The organism is Roseovarius sp. M141 (genome assembly GCF_024355225.1).
In the GTDB taxonomy this organism is placed as follows: Bacteria; Pseudomonadota; Alphaproteobacteria; order Rhodobacterales; family Rhodobacteraceae; genus Roseovarius.
This window is the reverse complement of the sequence record NZ_VCNH01000008.1, coordinates 3499689-3516277: the sequence shown is the minus strand read 5'-3', so window position 1 is coordinate 3516277 and position 16589 is coordinate 3499689. Positions and strand designations below refer to the sequence as shown.

The window sequence follows — 16589 nt, the reverse complement described above, 5'->3', positions numbered from 1 at the left end:
ACGATCTATATGAGGCGCGCTAATATAATGCATATCGAGTTCCGGCATCTTCGCACGATCCGCGCGATCCACGCCGCGGGCGGACTGGCCAAGGCGGCCGATCAGTTGAACATCACGCAATCTGCGCTGAGCCATCAGATCAAGGGGCTGGAGGATCAGGCCGGGGTCGAGCTGTTCGTGCGCCGCTCAAAACCGATGACACTGTCGGCGGCGGGGATGCGCCTGCTGCGCGTGGCCAACAAGGTGCTGCCCGAGATCGAGGCGCTGGAGGCTGAATTCAGCGGCGTGCGCGACGGCAGTTCGGGGCGGCTCCATATCGCCATCGAATGTCACGCCTGTTTCGAGTGGCTGTTCCCGGTGCTGGAGGCGTTTCGCCATAACTGGCCCGAGGTCGATGTCGACATCCGCCCCGGCCTTGCCTTTGACGCGCTGCCCGCCCTGCAAAAGGAAGAGGTGGATCTGGTCGTCTCGTCCGACCCCGAGGCGCTGCGCGGCATCGGATTCAAGCCGCTGTTCGATTACGAGCCGGTGTTTCTGGCCTCGGCCCTGCACCCGTTGGCGCAGAAGGACTATATCGAGGCCGAGGATTTTCGCGGCCAGACGCTGATCACCTATCCGGTAGACCGCTCGCGGCTGGACGTGTTCACCGAATTGCTGACCCCCGCCAAGGTCGAACCTGCCAACATCAGGCAGGTGGAACTGACGGCGGTGATCCTGCTGCTGGTGGCCTCCAATCGCGGTGTTGCCGTACTGCCCGACTGGGTGGTGCGCGAATTGCGCAGCAGCGACGATTATGTCGTGCGCCCGATCACCGAGGGCGGCCTGACCAAGCGGCTCTATGCCGCGATCCGCGACGATGACGCGACCAAGCCGTTCATGGCGCATCTGATGAAACTCGCGCGCGAGATCCCGATGCGCCTGCAACGGCGCGAGCCGGTCTAACGCCACACGTGCCCAGCCCCTTGCAGGCAAGGCACTGGGGGCCTATACGCGCGGCTTGATGTAGGTAGGGACGTGATCGAAATGGCACTCAGCGCAAATCTTAACGTGATGATGAAGGCGGCCCGCAAGGCAGGGCGCGCGCTGGCCAAGGATTTTCGCGAGGTCGAGAACCTTCAGGTGTCGATGAAAGGCGCCGGCGATTTCGTCAGCCGCGCCGATATTCAGGCCGAGCAGATCATCAAGTCCGAGCTGATGAACGCCCGCCCCACTTATGGCTGGATGGCCGAAGAGGGCGGGGAGGAGCCGGGCGCAGACCCCACCCGCCGCTGGATCGTCGACCCGCTGGACGGCACTACGAACTACCTGCACGGGCTGGCGCATTGGGCGGTGTCCATCGCGCTGGAGCATAAGGGTGCGATCGTCGCCGGTGTCGTCTATGACCCCTCACGGGACGAATTGTTCTTTGCCGAAAAGGGCGAGGGCGCGTGGATGAACGAATCCCGGATGCGCGTGTCCGGGCGTGACAAGCTGATCGAGAGCATCTTTGCCACCGGCCTGCCCTTTGGGGGGCGCAGCGACCTGCCGCAAACCTTGCAGGATCTGGCCCGCCTGCTGCCTGCCTGCGCCGGTGTGCGCCGCTTTGGTGCGGCCTCGCTCGATCTGGCCTATGTCGCAGCCGGCCGTTACGACGGATTCTGGGAACGTCGCCTGAAGCCGTGGGATCTGGCCGCTGGCCTGCTGATCGCGCGCGAGGCCGGCGCGCTGGTCGAGCCGTTGACGCCCGAACGCAACATTCTGGACGAAGGCGCGATCATCTGCGCCAACGCGCCGATCTTTGACAAGTTCGCCCGGATCATCCGCAATCAATAGGCTATTCGTCGGACGGGTGATTGATCCCGTCGACCCAGCCGATATCTCCCAGATCGCGTGGGTTCACCCCCTCCAGCGTGCCCAGATTCACGCCGTATTCATTGGGGTTCGACCGGCGCCGGTGATGCGTGTAGATGCCGCAGATCGAACAGAACCAATGCTGCGCCTTGCCCGTCCCCCACGTATAGAGCGTCAGCGTGTCCGCGCCCCTCACAACCTCCAGCCCGTCCAGCGGCGCCGTCACCGCCGCCGCCCCGCGCCGCGCGCAAAAGCTGCAATCGCAGCGGCTGGCTGTTTTCAGCCCGTCCGTCAATGTCACGCGCAGTTCCACCGCGCCGCAATGGCATGTCGCTTTCATTTTCGCCTCACTTTCGGGATACGGGTGCGCGCATATTCATACTTTGCCTGCGGATGGGGTGGGCGCCCCTCATTGCGCGCCCAGAACTGCGGGCCGCCCCGGCGCAGCAGCAGCGGCACGGTCAGCAAGACCCCGATGACAAAGCCCCCCGCATGCGCCCAATAGGCAACGCCTCCGCCTGTGGCGGGCATCGACAGCCCGCCAAAGATCTGGAATCCGAACCATAGCCCCAGCATGATCCAGGCTGGGATCGGCAGGATGCGAAAGAAGATGACGAAGATGATGAGGACATCCACCTTGGCCTTGGGAAACAGCAGCAGATAGCCGCCCATCACCCCCGCGATCGCCCCCGAGGCGCCAACCGTCGGCACCAGCGAATAAGGTTCGGACATGAGTTGCGCCAGCCCGGATCCGACGCCGCAGGCAAGGTAGAAGGCAAGATAGGGCAGATGGCCCATCTCATCCTCTAGATTGTCGCCAAACACCCACAGAAACAGCATGTTACCGGCCAGATGCATCACGCCGCCATGCAGGAAGGTAGAGGTGATCAGCGACGGGTAAGCCCCCGCATAGGTGACCTTTGCCGGGATCATCGCCCAGTCGACGTAAAACGCGTTCAGCGCGCGCGGATCGCTCATCAGTGGCCAATAGCTGATGAAAATGATGACATTCGCGGCGATCAGCGCGTAGGTCACATAGGGCGTGCGCCCCGAGGGGTTATGATCGCGAATGGGGAACATGGGGCCAAACTGGCCCCATGTCCCAGCGTGGTCAAGCGTTAGGACATGCCGCCCAGCAACGCGGCGTTACCGCCGGCCGCGGTGGTATCGACGCAGACATGCCGCTCGTTCAGCACATGGCCCGAATCCGGCAGCCCGGTGATCAGCGGCAGGATCGGCCCGCTGCGCGCCGCCAGTGCCTGCGCATAGGGGCGCGCCATCGTCGCATCGCCCCAATACAGCGCGCCCGCGATGCCGGTCAGCGATGTCAGCGCCTCGGGCGGGACGGTGCCCGTCGCCTCGACCGCCAGACCGCCAAGGCCGGTGACGGCGCGCGCCTGCGCCTGCGCCGCCTCGCGGCCCGGCCCCATGCACAGCAGGGGCGCGCGTGCGTGGCTGGTCAGGCGGTTGGATTCGCCCGTTGGCCCAGGCATCACCTGATCCTCGCGCGGCTGCATTTCGACCTTATGCGCCTTGTTCAGCGCGGCCTGAATGTCCTTGGCCGCCATGATGCCTTCCCAGTCATGCCCGGCCAGTGGTGCGGGATGCGCTGTATACCGGGCCAGATAGTGCGGGCCGCCGGCCTTGGGCCCGGTGCCCGAAAGCCCCTCGCCGCCGAAGGGCTGGGAGCCGACGATCGCGCCGATCTGGTTGCGGTTGACGTAGATGTTGCCGGCCTGCACCCGTTCGGTCACGTATTGCACGCGGTCGTCGATGCGCGTCATCAGGCCAAAGGTCAGGCCATATCCGGTGGCGTTGATCGCGTCGATCACCTTGTCCAGTTCGGTTGCGCCGAAGGTTGCCATGTGCAGCACGGGGCCGAAAATCTCGCGCTGCATGTCGCCGATGCCGTCCACGCGGATCAGCGTGGGGGCGATGTAGGTGCCGGAATTGGGTGTCTTCAACTCGTGCAGCAGCCGACCTTCGGCGCGGGCGGTCTGGATATGCTCGGCAATGCCTGCGCGGGCGGTTTCGTCGATGACGGGGCCGCAATCGGTGCTAAGATCCCAAGGCATGCCGATCACCACCGCATCCATCGCGCCGGTCAGCATCTTGGTGAAATCCTCGACGATATCCTCCTGCACATAAAGGCAGCGCAGGGCCGAGCAGCGCTGCCCGGCGGACTGGAACGCCGATTCGACGATGGCCTGCACAGCCTGTTCGGGCAGGGCGGTGCTGTCCACGATCATCGCGTTCAACCCGCCGGTTTCCGCGATCAGCGGCGCGCCGGGGGCGAGGTTTTCGGCCATGGCGCTGCGGATCTTCATTGCCGTCGCGGTGGACCCGGTGAAGGCCACCCCGCCGACGCGCGGATCCGATGTCAGCGCCGCGCCGATATCGCCGCCGCCGGGCAGGAGTTGCAGCGCCGTCTTCGGCACGCCGGCCTCATGCATGAGGCGCACGGCGAAATGTGCGGTCAGCGGCGTCTGTTCGGCCGGTTTGGACAGCACGGCGTTGCCGGCTGCCAGCGCGGCGGCGATCTGGCCGGTGAAAATGGCCAGCGGAAAGTTCCACGGGCTGATGCAGGTGAAGGTGCCGACGGCGCCGGTATCGGGCGCATTGGCGCCGTAGTAGCGCAGGAAATCAACGGCCTCGCGCAGTTCGGCGACCGCGTCCATCTGGCTTTTGCCGGCCTCGCGGGCGAGGATGGCGAAAATCTCGCCATAGTTTTGCTCGTAAAGGTCCGCGATCTTGGCCAGTACCGCACCGCGTTCGGTGGCGGGGGCGTCCCAGGGCGCGGCATTGCTCAGGGCCGTTTCGATGTCGACGCGGCTGGCTTGGGCGACGGTGCCGGGGCTGCCTGCCGGGTCGGCGGGGTTGGCTACATCGACCGCTTCCTCGGGCTGGGCCCTGGCCGCCAGAATGGGGGCTGCCGCCCATTTATGGGTGGCAAAGGGCGCGCGGGCAACCTCAACAGCGTCCAGCGTCGGCTGGTGTTTCAGGTCGAACCCCTTGGAGTTCACGCGCTCGGGCAGGAACAGTTCCGGGCCGGTGGGCAGGGTCGGGCCATCGAGATCGACCAGATGGAACGGATCGGCGGCGACGATTTCGGGCGCGACCTCCTCATCCACGATCTGGTTGACAAAGCTGGAGTTGGCGCCGTTTTCCAGCAGGCGCCGCACGAGGTACGCCAGCAGATCGCGATGCGCGCCGACGGGGGCGTAGATGCGGCAGCGCGTGCCCTCGTTCTTCATCACGATGTTATGCAGCGCCTCGCCCATGCCGTGCAGGCGCTGGAATTCGAACGCCTCCTTGTCGGTGGCCATGTCCAGCACGGCGGCGACGGTGTGCGCGTTATGCGTGGCGAACTGGGGGTAGATGCGGTCGGTCATCGACAGCAGCTTGCGCGCGTTGGCGATATAGCTGACATCGGTGGCGGGTTTGGACGTGAAAACGGGGAAGCCGTCGATACCTTCGACCTGTGCCTGCTTGATTTCGGTGTCCCAATAGGCGCCCTTGACCAGACGCACCATGATGCGCCGGTCGTGCCGCTGGGCCAGATCATAGAGGAAATCGATCACATGCCCGGCGCGCTGGCCATAGGCCTGCACAACCACGCCAAAGCCGTCCCAGCCCGCCAGTGCGGGTTCGCTCAGCACCGTTTCGATCACGTCCAGCGACAGTGCCAGGCGGTCGGCCTCTTCTGCGTCGATATTCAGGCCCATGCCAGCCGATTTCGCCAACAGCGCAAGGCTGCGCAGGCGCGGCACCAGAATTTCCATGACCTGCTCGCGCTGGGCGACCTCATAGCGCGCATGCAGCGCCGACAGCTTGACCGAAATGCCGGGGTTCCTGGCGATCTCGTCATGGGTGCAGGCCTGCGCGATGGCACTGATGGCGCGACTGTAGCTGAGGTGATAGCGCGTCGCGTCCTTGTCGGTGCGCGCGGCCTCGCCCAGCATGTCGTAGGAATAGGTGTAGCCCTTCTTCTCCATCTTGGCGGCGCGGTCCATCGCGGACTGGATGTTTTCGCCCAGCACGAAGTTGCGGCCCATCTCCTTCATCGCGCGCGCGACGGCGGTGCGGATCACAGGTTCGCCCAGACGTTTCATGGCGGCGCGCATATGGCCGACGGGGCCCTTGCGGTCCTCTTTCAGCACCTTGCCGGTCAGCATCAGCGCCCATGTCGAGGCGTTCACCAGCGGCGAGGTCGAATGGCCCATATGCTTGCCCCAGTCGGAGGGCGCGATCTTGTCCTCGATCAGCGCGTCGATGGTTTCGGCGTCGGGCACGCGCAGCAGTGCCTCGGCCAGACACATCAGCGCGATACCCTCATCCGTGGACAGGCCATATTCAGCCAGAAACACCTCCATCAGGCCCGGATCGGACTGACCGCGAATGTCGCGCACCAGATCGGCGCCTCGGGCGCAGATGCGCTGGCGATCCTCGGGCGAAAGGTTCGCCTCGGTCTTGAGGCGGGCGATGGTCGTCGCCTCATCGGCATAGGTGTCCAGGTCGACTGCACGGCGCGATTGGGTGTCGTATGGCATAAGGGCATCCTTTGGTGGGCTGGGCCGAAGGCGATGGCAAGCATCTTTCGCAACGCTCCGATTGACCGATCCTAGCACGTCCAGATAAGATGTTTTTCCTGTTCAATACCTTTGCACAGGCCAAATGGACGGAAATTGGGGCATCTATGAGTTCAAATGAGCTGGATAAGTTCGACAAGGCGATTCTCCATGTTTTGGCAACGGATGGGCGCATCAGCGTCACTGATCTGGCGCGCCGCATCGGCCTCTCCAAGTCGCCCACGCAGGCGCGGCTGCGGCGGCTGGAGGCGACGCGCGTGATTTCGGGCTACCGCGCGATGATCGACCCGATCCGGCTGGGGCTGGACCACGTCAGTTTCGTCGAGGTGCGCCTGACAGACACGCGCGAGGCCGCGCTGGCCGAATTCAACGCCGCCGTCTGCAAGATCCCCGAGATCGAGCAGGTGCATCTGATTGCCGGTAATTTTGACTACCTGATGAAGATCCGCACCCGCAGCATGAACGACTACCGCCAGATGCTGGCCGACCGCATCAGCACCCTGCCGCATGTGGCCGGCACCAGCACCTATGTCGCCATGCAGGCGGTCAAGGAAAACGCGCCAGAAGATGCGATCTGAGGCTGGCCAATAGAATGGTTGCGGTTTGATCGATGCGCTTGGGGCGCGCTTAGCTGTCCCCATGAAATACGCGCTGTGACGCTTTACACCCGCGCCGGGGTGTTTATTGTCCGCGCCGATGCGGGCGTGATGGAATGGTAGACATACCAGACTTAAAATCTGTTGGGCGTATGCCCGTGTGGGTTCGAGTCCCACCGTCCGTACCAAAGATGACGTTTCCAAGAAAATTCACTGCCAGCCCCTGACGTTTCGCCCGATCCTGCGCTAAGCGGGGGCAATTGCACCAGTCAGGATGCCTCCATGCGTGTTTCCGTTATCATTTCGGCCCTTGTGGCGGTCCTTGTCGGGTTTGGCGGGTCGGTTGCGATCATCCTGTCGGCGGCGGATGCGCTGGGCGCCAGCGAGGGGCAAAAGGCGACGTGGATCACCGTTCTGTGCCTGTCGATGCTGGCGACCACTGCGATTCTCAGCATTCGCCACCGCCTGCCCATCGTTACCGCATGGTCAACGCCGGGCGCGGCTGTGCTTGCCGGCGTAACCGCCACGTCGATGGAGGTGGCGGCGGGCGCGTTCATCCTTGCCGCGTTGATGCTGATCGCGACCGGTCTGATCCCCGCGCTGGAGCGGGCGGTGGCGCGCATACCCGGCGAAGTGGCGTCTGCCATGCTGGCCGGGGTTCTGTTCAGTTTTGTCGCGCAGGCGGCGTTGGTGATACCGGGCGCCGAAGCGCTGGTTCTGCCGCTGCTGGCGCTGTTTTTCGTGGTCAGGGCGTTCTCGCCGATCTGGGCTGTGCTGGCCGTGCTGGCGGCTGGCGTGCCGCTGGCCATTGCGCTGGGCATGGCGCATCCCGTCTGGCATGGCGGGCTACCGCCGATGGCGCTGATCCGGCCTGAATTCACCGCAGGCGCGCTGCTGGGTGTGGCGCTGCCGCTTTATCTGGTGACGATGGCCTCGCAGAATCTGCCGGGTTTTGCCGTCTTGCGCGCGGCGGGCTATCCGGTGCCGGGGCGCTCGATCCTGACCGTGACGGGCATCGCATCGCTGCTCAGCGCACCATGGGGCGCGCACAGCACCAATCTGGCGGCAATCACCGCCTCGATCTGCACCGGCCCCGATGCGCACCCGGACCCTGGCAAACGCTGGCTGTGCGGGCCGGTCTATGCGTTGGGTTATGGTGCGATCGCGCTGGTGGCGATGCCGCTGGTGCTGCTGTTCGCCAACTTTCCGCCTGCGCTGATCGCCGTTGTCGCAGGTGTCGCGCTGCTGGGGCCGTTCATCGGATCGCTCAGCGGGGCGCTGGCCAGCGGCGCCCATGCGGCGCCCGCCGCCGTCACGTTTGTCGTCACGGCGTCGAACCTCAGCCTGTTGGGCATCGGCGCCGCGTTCTGGGGGCTGGTGGCCGGTCTGGCGCTGGTCGGGATCGAAGATGCGCGCGCGCGACTGCGGCGTGGCTAGGGCGGCAAAGACTCCGCTTGCGCCGCGCCCGCCACACCCCTAGAAAGCCCTTGATTTTGACCGCTGCGGACGCCTCCGCGGCCCGATTGCAATGGATAAGGACGAACAATGCAGGTCACCGAGACCCAGAACGAAGGCCTCAAGCGCGCCTATAAGATGCTCCTGACTGCTCAGGATCTGGACGCCAAGGTCATGGACAAGCTGAAAGAAGCGCAGCCCGAAGTGGAAATGAAGGGCTTTCGCAAGGGCAAGGTGCCCCTCGCGCTGATGAAAAAGAACTTTGGCCAGCGCGTCCTGGGCGAAGCCATGCAAGAGGCCGTCGACGGCGCCATGAAGGCGCATTTCGAGGAAAAGGGCGTGCGCCCCGCCGCCGAGCCGGCCGTGAAGATGACCAACGAGGATTGGAAAGAGGGCGACGACGTCGAAGTCGAAATGTCCTACGAGGCGCTGCCCGAGATCCCCGAACTGGACCTCAGCAAGGTGTCGCTGGAGCGTCTGAAAGTCATCCCCGATGATGCTGCCGTCGACGAGGCGCTGGCGAATCTTGCCTCGAATGCGCAGGATTTCGAGGACCGCAAGAAGGGCACCAAGGCCAAGGATGGCGACCAGATCACGATGGATTTCGTCGGCAAGGTTGACGGCGAGGCGTTCGAGGGCGGCACAGCCGAGGACTATCCGCTGGTTCTGGGCTCCGGCAGCTTCATCCCCGGTTTCGAAGAGCAGCTGGTCGGCGTGAAAGCCGAGGAGGAAAAGGACGTCACCGTCAACTTCCCCGACGATTATCAGGCCGAGCATCTGGCCGGCAAAGAGGCCGTCTTCTCCTGCACCATCAAGGCCGTCAAAGCCCCCAAGGATGCCGAGATCGACGACGAACTGGCCAAGAAGTTCGGCGCCGAGGATCTGGCCGGTCTGAAAGGGCAGATCAGCGAGCGGCTGGAGGCCGAGTATGCCGGCGCTGCCCGCGCGGTGATGAAGCGCGCGATGCTGGATGAGCTGGACAAGATGGTCAGCTTTGAGCTGCCCCCCTCGATGGTCGAGCAGGAAGCCAAGCAGATCGCGCATCAGCTGTGGCATGACGAAAACCCCGATGTTCAGGGCCACGACCATCCCGAGATCGAGACGACGGATGAGCATAACACGCTGGCCGAGCGCCGCGTGCGTCTGGGCCTGCTGCTGGCCGAGCTGGGCCAGCGCGCCGAGGTTCAGGTGACCGATCAGGAAATGACGCAGGCCATCATGGAACAGGCCCGCCAGTATCCGGGTCAGGAGCGCCAGTTCTTTGAGTTCATCCAGCAGAACCAGCAGATGCAGCAGCAGATGCGCGCCCCGATCTTCGAGGACAAGGTCATCGATTACGTCGCCGAGCAGGCGAATGTGACCGAGAAGGAAGTGTCCAAGGCGGATCTGGAAAAGGCCATCGAAAAGCTGGACGAAGAGGCCTGATAGGGCCGTCAGCTTTGGCAAAATTGGAAAGAGCGGGCCGTTTGGTCCGCTCTTTTTTCGTTCAGGATGATGGGGTCTTGCAGCGTGGCTGCCTTGCTTTGGCCAAAGCGTTTCGCGAAAAATCTAAATCACTGCTTTTCGCGAAACGCACGCGATATATGAGCCTTGCCCGCGTTTCGCCTTAAGTGAGTGCCCCAAGTTTAAGGCGAGGCGCTTTAGGCGCGCACACCCGAAAACCGCGCCTGCCACTCCTCGCGCTGCTCATCGGTGATCTTGGCAAATGCCACCTCTGGCACGGTGAACGCATGGCCGGGCGTGAGCATTCCCAGCGCGGCGGGCACGTCATCGGGCCAGCTGTCGTCGTCGGTCTGCATCGCTGCCAGCATGTCCGCCGCCGCATCCGGCACAAACGGCGCGCTCAGCACCGCGTAAAGCCGCACGAGGTTCAGCGCCAGTCGGATCTGCGCGGCGGCCCTGTCGGGGTCGGTTTTGAACGTCGTCCACGGCGCGACGCTTTGCAGATACTCATTGCCCGCGACCCAGATCCCGCGCAATTCAGCGGCGGATTTGCGCACGTCCATCGCCTCCATGTGCTGCTCATAAGTGCGCACGCGGGCGGTGATGCTGTCGATCAGGGCGTGCTCGTCGGGGCCGAATTCACCTGCTTCGGGCACGGATTCGCCGAATTTCGAGCGGCAGAACTTGGTCACGCGGCTGACGAAATTGCCCAGCACGTCGGCCAGATCCTTGTTCACCGAGACCTGAAAGTTCTCCCAGGTGAATTCGGAATCGCTGGATTCCGGCGCATGGCTCAATAGCCACCAGCGCCAGTAGTCGGGCGGCAGGATATCCAGCGCCTGATCCATGAACACGCCGCGCCCTTGGCTGGTGCTGAACTGGCCACCGTCATAATTGAGGTAGTTGAACGACTTGATGTAATCGACCAGCTTCCACGGCTCGCCCGACCCAAGGATCGTCGCCGGAAAGCTAAGTGTATGAAACGGCACGTTATCCTTGCCCATGAACTGCGTATAACGCACGTCATCGGCGCCCTTGTCGGTGCGCCACCAGCGCTGCCACGCGGCATCATCCAGCCCGTGCGCCTCGGCCCATTCACCGGCGCAAGCGATGTATTCGATGGGCGCGTCGAACCAGACGTAGAACACCTTGCCCTCCATGCCGGGCCAGTCGGCATCGCCGCGCTTGACCGGGATGCCCCAGTCCAGATCGCGGGTGATGCCGCGATCCTGAAGCCCGTCGCCATCGTTCAGCCATTTGCGCGCGATCGATGTGGTCAGCAGCGGCCAGTCCTGCTTGCTGTCGATCCAGTCGTTCAATTGCCCGCGCATCCCGGCCTGCATTAAATACAGATGCTTGGTCTCGCGCACCTCCAGATCGGTCGAGCCTGAAATGGCGCTGCGCGGTTCGATCAGATCGGTCGGGTCCAGCTGTTTCGTGCAGTTCTCACACTGATCGCCGCGCGCCTTGTCGTAGCCACAGTTGGGGCAGGTGCCCTCGATATAGCGGTCGGGCAGAAACCGGCCATCGGTGTTTGAATACACTTGGCTTTCGCTGACTTCGCGGATCAGGTCGTTATCGGCCAGCTTGCCTGCGAAATGCTGCGTCAGCGTATGGTTCTGCGGGCTGGAGGAACGCCCGAAATGATCGAAACTCAGGCGAAATCCACGCGCGATCGCGGCCTGGACCTGATGCATTTCGGCGCAGTATTCCGCGACGGGCTTGCCCGCCTTCTTGGCGGCCAGTTCGGCGGGGGTGCCATGTTCGTCCGTGGCGCACAGGAACAGCACCTCGTGGCCGCGCCCGCGCTGATAGCGCGCATACAGATCGGCCGGCAGCTGGCTGCCCACCAGATTTCCCAGATGCTTGATCCCGTTGATATAAGGTATCGCCGATGTGATCAGATGCCGTGCCATGTCGCCCCTCGTTTAAACGCTTGCGCCCGCTTTAGCGCAAGCGCCACAGCGTTGCCAGTGCGTTGCGGATCCGTCACTCCGGGTCGCGGCTGCCCTTGGTCAGCCGCCCGATGAGAAAGCTGGTCCTCGGGCTCCAGACATAGCGCGTGCGCGTGGCCTTGATCGGGCGCACGCGCATCCGCGCTATGCTGTAAATCACCAGCGCGACATGTCCCGCCGCGATCATCACGAACATGGCCGACGGTCCGAATGCTTCGATCAGGGTCGAGGCGACCAGCGGTGCGGCGATAGCCCCCAGGGCGTAAAAGAACATCAGCGCCGCCGACAGCTCGACCCGCTGGTCGGACGTGGCGAAATCATTGGCATGCGCGACGGCGACCGAATAAATAGGAAAGGACGTGAGGCCAAAGAAGAACGCGGTCAGCATAACTCCCTCGGCCGACAATGCGCCCAGCCACGCGGTCACGGCGCAGCAGACGATGGCCGCGATCGACAGCCCCACCAGAACATGCCGCCGGTCATACTTGTCCGCCAGCCACCCCACCGGAAACTGCGCGAGGGCGCCGCCCAGCACGAAGGCGGCGAGGAACCAGGCGATCTGCGTTGTCGCCAACCCCACCTGCTGACCATAGAGCGGCCCGACCATGCGAAAGGTCGCGCTGCTCATCGCCGCCACGACGACGGCGGCTGCCGCCAGAGGCGAGCAGGCGACGGCAAGACCGGGGCGCAGGCGCGGCGCGCTCGGCGTCTCGGGCTGCTCGGCGCGCGTCAGGGTGATCGGCAGCAGCGCGGCGCAGCACAGCATCGCCAGCAGGTTGTAGGATACATACGACGCCGGCTCCAGAACCGAGATCAGCATCTGCGCCACCAACGACGCCCCCATGTCGGCCAGCCGGTACACCCCCATCGCACGCCCCCGCGTGGCGTTCGTGACCTTGGCCTGAAGCCACGCCTCCAGCACGGTATAACATCCTGCGATGCACAGACCCATCGCCACGCGCATGGCCGACCATGCCCACGGATCGATCACCAGCATATGCGCGATCAGCGAAAGCGTTCCCGCCGCCGTGAATGCCGCAAAGGCGCGGCTGTGCCCGACACCGCCCATCAGGCGCGGCGCCCACCAGCAGCCGATGAAAAAGCCAAAGAAATGCGCCGATCCCAAAAGCCCGATCTGTGCCGTCGTAAAGTCCAGCGCCAGACCGCTCAGCGCGTCCAGCGGGCCAAGCCCGCCCGATGCCAGCTGCATCAGGATCACCGACAAGAAGAGCGCGGCGAAGGAGATCATCATACGCATCGTGCAGTCTTTCCCGCCTGAAAATGCCAACTGCTCAAACAGCCCGGCCCGCCGCGAGATTGCACAGCTCGCCCGGCAAAGCCAAGCCTGCCCGTTCTTCTTGCGAAAAATATCCCCGCCGGAGGCTCCCGGACACGCCACCTGCGCGAAGCCCAGAATGGGGCATCAGGTGTCAGCCAATAAACCTGTGCACCCCGCCGTTTCTTGCGGCGTGTGTCCAAAAGGAGATTCAGAAACGTTTACCGGGATATCCCCTGAATGCGCCCATCGCTTGTGGACCGCGAACTTTGCGCGTGACGCCGCGCGCGAACTGGTTAGGTTGCGCCAAAAGACAAAAGGATTTGCCGCGATGAAGATGAACCCGCTTGGCCGCACCGGCCTGATGGTGTCCGAACTCTGCCTTGGCTCGATGACCTGGGGCACCCAGAACACCGAGGCCGAAGGCCATGCCCAGATCGATCACGCGCTGGAGCGCGGCATCAACTTCATCGACACCGCCGAGATGTACCCGGTCAATCCCAAGACCGCCGAAACCCAAGGGCGCACCGAAGAGATCATCGGCACATGGTTCGCTGCGACGGGTCGGCGCGCCGACGTCATCCTCGCCAGCAAGGTCAGCGGGCCGGGGATGGACTATGTGCGCGGCGGCGCGCCGATGACGGCGGATGGGATACGGCTGGCCGTCGAAGGTTCACTGCGGCGGTTGCAGACCGATCACATCGACCTCTACCAGCTGCACTGGCCCAATCGCGGCAGCTATATGTTCCGTCAGAACTGGACCTATGATCCGTCCGGGCAGGACAGCGCCGCCGTGCTGGACGACATCGCCGCCACGTTGGAGGCCCTGAACGCCGAGGTCGCGCGCGGCACCATCGCCCATATCGGCCTGTCAAACGAAAGCGCATGGGGCACCGCGCAATTCCTCCGCCTGTCCGAGGCGAATGGCTGGCCGCGCGTCGCCAGTATCCAGAACGAGTATTCGCTGCTCTGCCGTCTCTATGACACCGATCTGGCCGAGCTGTCCGCACATGAGGATGTCGGCCTGCTGGCCTTTACGCCGCTCGCGGCGGGGCTGCTGACGGGCAAGTATCAGGACGGCGCCGTGCCCGCAGGCTCGCGCATGTCAATCGTCAGCGATCTGGGCGGGCGCAAGACCGAGCGCGTATTTCCGGCCGTTCAGGCCTATCTGGACATCGCGTCGCGCCATGGGCTGGACCCGGCGCAGATGGCGCTGGCCTGGACGCTTACGCGCCCTTTCATGACCTCCTCAATTTTCGGCGCGACGACGATGGCGCAGCTGGATGTGGCGCTTGGCGCGGCGGATATCACGCTCGACGATGCGGTGCTGAGCGAGATCGACACCGCTCATCGCGCGCATCCCATGCCTTTCTGACGGGGGCCTCAGGCCCGCATGTCGCCCGCGAGATCCGTCAGGTAGTCCGGCATCTCGCGGTCCGACACCGACGCTTCCCGCACGAGGTGGTCGAAATGTTCGGTCAGGGCCTGCACCCGCTCGGTATCGCGGAAGGCCATGTAATTGCGCCCGATATACAGCACGGCCAGTAGCGGGCCGAAGATGGTGATCGGCGCCGAATAGACCCGGCGCGCGTCGAACAGATACAGCCGCAAGCGCGGGTATAGCTGTCCGGTGACGTCGATCAGCCGCGCGATCTGCGCGCGCCGCACGTCCAGCGGCAGGCCGCGATAATACCCCTCGGCGCGCACGAAACTGTGCAACTCATAGAGCGGCATCGCGATCTCGTAATCCGATTGCGCATTGCGCATCCAGTCCAGCCGGTCCTCGGACGCGCCGATCACCTGATCGGTGCTGCGGCCCAGATGCGGCGCGTATTCCCATTCCAGCATCGCCCGCGTTTTCAGCATATCGGGCATCGCGGCAGGAACATGGCGGATCTTGTAGCCCGCTGCCTCCTTGTGCCAGTCAAAAATCTGCGCATCGACGGCGGCGCGCGGCGCCTCGGTCAGCGACAGCGAATTGGCCAGGATATCCGCCGCCGTTTCGGGCCGGTCGGTCAGCCCCAGCAGCCAGTCGGCTGAAATCCCGAGGCTGCGCGCGCATTCCGCGACCACCTGCGCATTGGGCAGGCGCGCACCGACACCGCCCAGCAGCTGCGACACGGTCGAGCGGTCGACGCCGATGGCGCGGGCCAGCGCGCTCTGGCTCATGCGTTTTTTGCCCATCGCTTCGCGCAATCGCGAGCGGAACAGAGTCGCGCGGGCGCGTTTGTCTGTTTTTACCATCATCGGTGATAATTATCACGATTGCGGTAAAATGTTAACTGCAAACGGAATGGCTACGCGGACGCCGACGCCTTATCCAAGTCCTTGTAAAGTAACCAATCGGAGGATTTATGGAGCGGCCCAAACGCACGATGGTCAAGGCGATCATCTGGAACCTCAACGGCCTGTTGGTGATGAGCCTTGTCGGCTACGCCATGACAGGCTCTGCCGGAATCGGCGGGGTGATGGCGGTGGTGAACACGGCAATCGGGCTGAGCCTTTATGTCCTGTACGAGCGGGTTTGGTCGCGCATTTCCTGGGGTCGCGTCAATGCGTGACGTCGAATGGCCGACGCTGGCGTTGCTGCTGGCGGTCTATGCGCTTTGGGCGCTGGCGACGACATGGGCCGCTGCGATATGGTTGCCGCTGGGCATTTTGCTGACAACGCTGGCCATCGCGCAACATTCATCGCTGACGCATGAGGTGCTGCACGGCCACCCGTTCCGCAACCAGCGCCTGAACGAGGCGACAATCTGGCCCTGTCTTGGTCTCTTCGTGCCCTATGCCCGCTTTCGCGACACGCATCTGGCGCATCATCACGACGCGCTGCTGACCGACCCCTATGACGACCCGGAATCCAACTATCTGGACCCGGTCGTCTGGGCGCGCCTGCCACATATCGCCCGCGCGGTGCTGCGGTTCAATAACACGCTGCTGGGGCGCGTCACCGTCGGGCCCATGGTGGGTATGATCGTCTTCTGGCGCGGCGACTGGCGCGCGATCCGTGCGGGTGACATTGCCATCCGGCGCAGTTGGCTGTGGCAGTTGGCTGCCATTGCGCCGGTGCTGGCATGGGTATGGGCGTCGCCCATGCCGGTCTGGGCCTACGCGATTGCTGCCTATGGCGCGATGTCACTGCTCAAGATCCGCACCTTTCTGGAGCACCGCGCGCATGATCGTGCCAGCGGGCGCACCGTGGTGATCGAGGATCGCGGCCCGCTGGCGTTGCTGTTCCTGAACAACAATTACCACGTCGTACACCACATGCACCCCAAGACGGCGTGGTATCTTCTGCCGCGCCTTTATGCACAGAACAAGGCGCATTACCTCGGCCGCAACGACGGCTACGTCTATCGCAACTATGCGCAAATTTTCCGCCGCTATTTCCTGCGTGCCAAGGATCCGGTGGCGCATCCGCTCTGGCCCCGGCCCTGATTTGGCG

At 64.0% G+C, this 16589-nt stretch carries 14 protein-coding genes and 1 tRNA gene; 9 read left to right on the top strand and 6 right to left on the bottom strand.

Translation table 11 applies throughout. The features are described 5' to 3' along the window. Positions 1-27: 27 nt before the first annotated feature. Complete coding sequence (locus FGD77_RS21135; protein ID WP_255013698.1) at positions 28-942, top strand: LysR family transcriptional regulator; 915 nt, start codon at positions 28-30, stop codon at positions 940-942. A gap of 81 nt (positions 943-1023) precedes the next feature. Then, positions 1024-1812 (top strand): inositol monophosphatase family protein, encoded by a 789-nt coding sequence (locus FGD77_RS21130; protein WP_255013696.1) that lies wholly within the window; start codon positions 1024-1026, stop codon positions 1810-1812. Position 1813: 1 nt separating this feature from the next. On the opposite strand, the gene FGD77_RS21125 is transcribed toward FGD77_RS21130, so the two are convergent. Genes FGD77_RS21125 through putA form a run of 3 tightly spaced genes read right to left on the bottom strand, consistent with a single transcriptional unit; the run spans position 1814 to position 6380 of the window. Next, positions 1814-2170, bottom strand: coding sequence for a GFA family protein (locus tag FGD77_RS21125; RefSeq protein ID WP_255013694.1), 357 nt, complete (start codon positions 2168-2170; stop codon positions 1814-1816). Continuing rightward, the gene (locus tag FGD77_RS21120; protein ID WP_255013691.1) at positions 2167-2910 is read right to left on the bottom strand and encodes a rhomboid family intramembrane serine protease; all 744 of its coding nucleotides are present in this window, start codon (positions 2908-2910) and stop codon (positions 2167-2169) included. Before FGD77_RS21120 ends, FGD77_RS21125 begins: the two co-directional genes overlap by 4 nt. Before the next feature lie 38 nt (positions 2911-2948). Next, positions 2949-6380, bottom strand: coding sequence for a bifunctional proline dehydrogenase/L-glutamate gamma-semialdehyde dehydrogenase PutA (putA, locus tag FGD77_RS21115; protein WP_255013689.1), 3432 nt, complete (start codon positions 6378-6380; stop codon positions 2949-2951). A 146-nt stretch (positions 6381-6526) separates the two neighbouring features. Between putA and FGD77_RS21110 the strand changes: the two genes are divergently transcribed. From FGD77_RS21110 to tig, 4 genes are all read left to right on the top strand, one after another. Then, positions 6527-6997, top strand: a complete 471-nt coding sequence (locus tag FGD77_RS21110; protein ID WP_255013686.1) for an Lrp/AsnC family transcriptional regulator — start codon at positions 6527-6529, stop codon at positions 6995-6997. 120 nt (positions 6998-7117) lie between these two features. Further along, positions 7118-7203 (top strand) — tRNA-Leu (locus FGD77_RS21105). A gap of 94 nt (positions 7204-7297) precedes the next feature. Further along, positions 7298-8452, top strand: coding sequence for a benzoate/H(+) symporter BenE family transporter (locus FGD77_RS21100; protein ID WP_255013682.1), 1155 nt, complete (start codon positions 7298-7300; stop codon positions 8450-8452). Between the two features lie 108 nt (positions 8453-8560). Next, entirely contained in the window at positions 8561-9895 is a 1335-nt protein-coding gene (tig, locus tag FGD77_RS21095; protein ID WP_255013679.1) for a trigger factor, read from the top strand. A gap of 215 nt (positions 9896-10110) precedes the next feature. Here the strand turns inward: tig and metG are convergent, their stop codons facing one another. Continuing rightward, positions 10111-11829 (bottom strand): methionine--tRNA ligase, encoded by a 1719-nt coding sequence (gene metG, locus FGD77_RS21090; RefSeq protein ID WP_255013677.1) that lies wholly within the window; start codon positions 11827-11829, stop codon positions 10111-10113. Between the two features lie 73 nt (positions 11830-11902). Further along, on the bottom strand, positions 11903-13126 hold the full coding sequence (locus tag FGD77_RS21085; protein WP_255013675.1) for an MFS transporter: 1224 nt from the start codon (positions 13124-13126) through the stop codon (positions 11903-11905). A gap of 349 nt (positions 13127-13475) precedes the next feature. On the opposite strand from FGD77_RS21085, the gene FGD77_RS21080 reads away from it, so the two are divergent. Beyond that, entirely contained in the window at positions 13476-14519 is a 1044-nt protein-coding gene (locus FGD77_RS21080; RefSeq protein ID WP_255013672.1) for an aldo/keto reductase, read from the top strand. Positions 14520-14527: 8 nt separating this feature from the next. Here the strand turns inward: FGD77_RS21080 and FGD77_RS21075 are convergent, their stop codons facing one another. Further along, the gene (locus FGD77_RS21075; RefSeq protein ID WP_255013668.1) at positions 14528-15391 is read right to left on the bottom strand and encodes a helix-turn-helix domain-containing protein; all 864 of its coding nucleotides are present in this window, start codon (positions 15389-15391) and stop codon (positions 14528-14530) included. Positions 15392-15498: 107 nt separating this feature from the next. Between FGD77_RS21075 and FGD77_RS21070 the strand changes: the two genes are divergently transcribed. Further along, positions 15499-15705 (top strand): DUF2061 domain-containing protein, encoded by a 207-nt coding sequence (locus tag FGD77_RS21070; RefSeq protein WP_255013666.1) that lies wholly within the window; start codon positions 15499-15501, stop codon positions 15703-15705. Next, positions 15698-16582: a fatty acid desaturase gene (locus FGD77_RS21065; RefSeq protein WP_255013663.1), complete on the top strand. Its 885-nt coding sequence runs from the start codon at positions 15698-15700 to the stop codon at positions 16580-16582. The genes FGD77_RS21070 and FGD77_RS21065 overlap by 8 nt, the downstream gene beginning before the upstream one ends. The last annotated feature ends 7 nt before the right edge of the window (positions 16583-16589 follow it).

What these genes read in the sequence shown, in the direction of transcription:
- FGD77_RS21085 (WP_255013675.1), bottom strand. Translation starts at nt 13,126, where the DNA reads ATGCGTATGATGATCTCCTTCGCCGCGCTCTTCTTGTCGGTGATCCTG.
- FGD77_RS21080 (WP_255013672.1), top strand. Translation starts at nt 13,476, where the DNA reads ATGAAGATGAACCCGCTTGGCCGCACCGGCCTGATGGTGTCCGAACTC.
- FGD77_RS21075 (WP_255013668.1), bottom strand. Translation starts at nt 15,391, where the DNA reads ATGATGGTAAAAACAGACAAACGCGCCCGCGCGACTCTGTTCCGCTCG.
- FGD77_RS21110 (WP_255013686.1), top strand. Translation starts at nt 6,527, where the DNA reads ATGAGTTCAAATGAGCTGGATAAGTTCGACAAGGCGATTCTCCATGTT.
- FGD77_RS21135 (WP_255013698.1), top strand. Translation starts at nt 28, where the DNA reads ATGCATATCGAGTTCCGGCATCTTCGCACGATCCGCGCGATCCACGCC.
- FGD77_RS21120 (WP_255013691.1), bottom strand. Translation starts at nt 2,910, where the DNA reads ATGTTCCCCATTCGCGATCATAACCCCTCGGGGCGCACGCCCTATGTG.
- metG (WP_255013677.1), bottom strand. Translation starts at nt 11,829, where the DNA reads ATGGCACGGCATCTGATCACATCGGCGATACCTTATATCAACGGGATC.
- tig (WP_255013679.1), top strand. Translation starts at nt 8,561, where the DNA reads ATGCAGGTCACCGAGACCCAGAACGAAGGCCTCAAGCGCGCCTATAAG.
- FGD77_RS21125 (WP_255013694.1), bottom strand. Translation starts at nt 2,170, where the DNA reads ATGAAAGCGACATGCCATTGCGGCGCGGTGGAACTGCGCGTGACATTG.
- FGD77_RS21070 (WP_255013666.1), top strand. Translation starts at nt 15,499, where the DNA reads ATGGAGCGGCCCAAACGCACGATGGTCAAGGCGATCATCTGGAACCTC.
- FGD77_RS21130 (WP_255013696.1), top strand. Translation starts at nt 1,024, where the DNA reads ATGGCACTCAGCGCAAATCTTAACGTGATGATGAAGGCGGCCCGCAAG.
- putA (WP_255013689.1), bottom strand. Translation starts at nt 6,380, where the DNA reads ATGCCATACGACACCCAATCGCGCCGTGCAGTCGACCTGGACACCTAT.
- FGD77_RS21065 (WP_255013663.1), top strand. Translation starts at nt 15,698, where the DNA reads ATGCGTGACGTCGAATGGCCGACGCTGGCGTTGCTGCTGGCGGTCTAT.
- FGD77_RS21100 (WP_255013682.1), top strand. Translation starts at nt 7,298, where the DNA reads ATGCGTGTTTCCGTTATCATTTCGGCCCTTGTGGCGGTCCTTGTCGGG.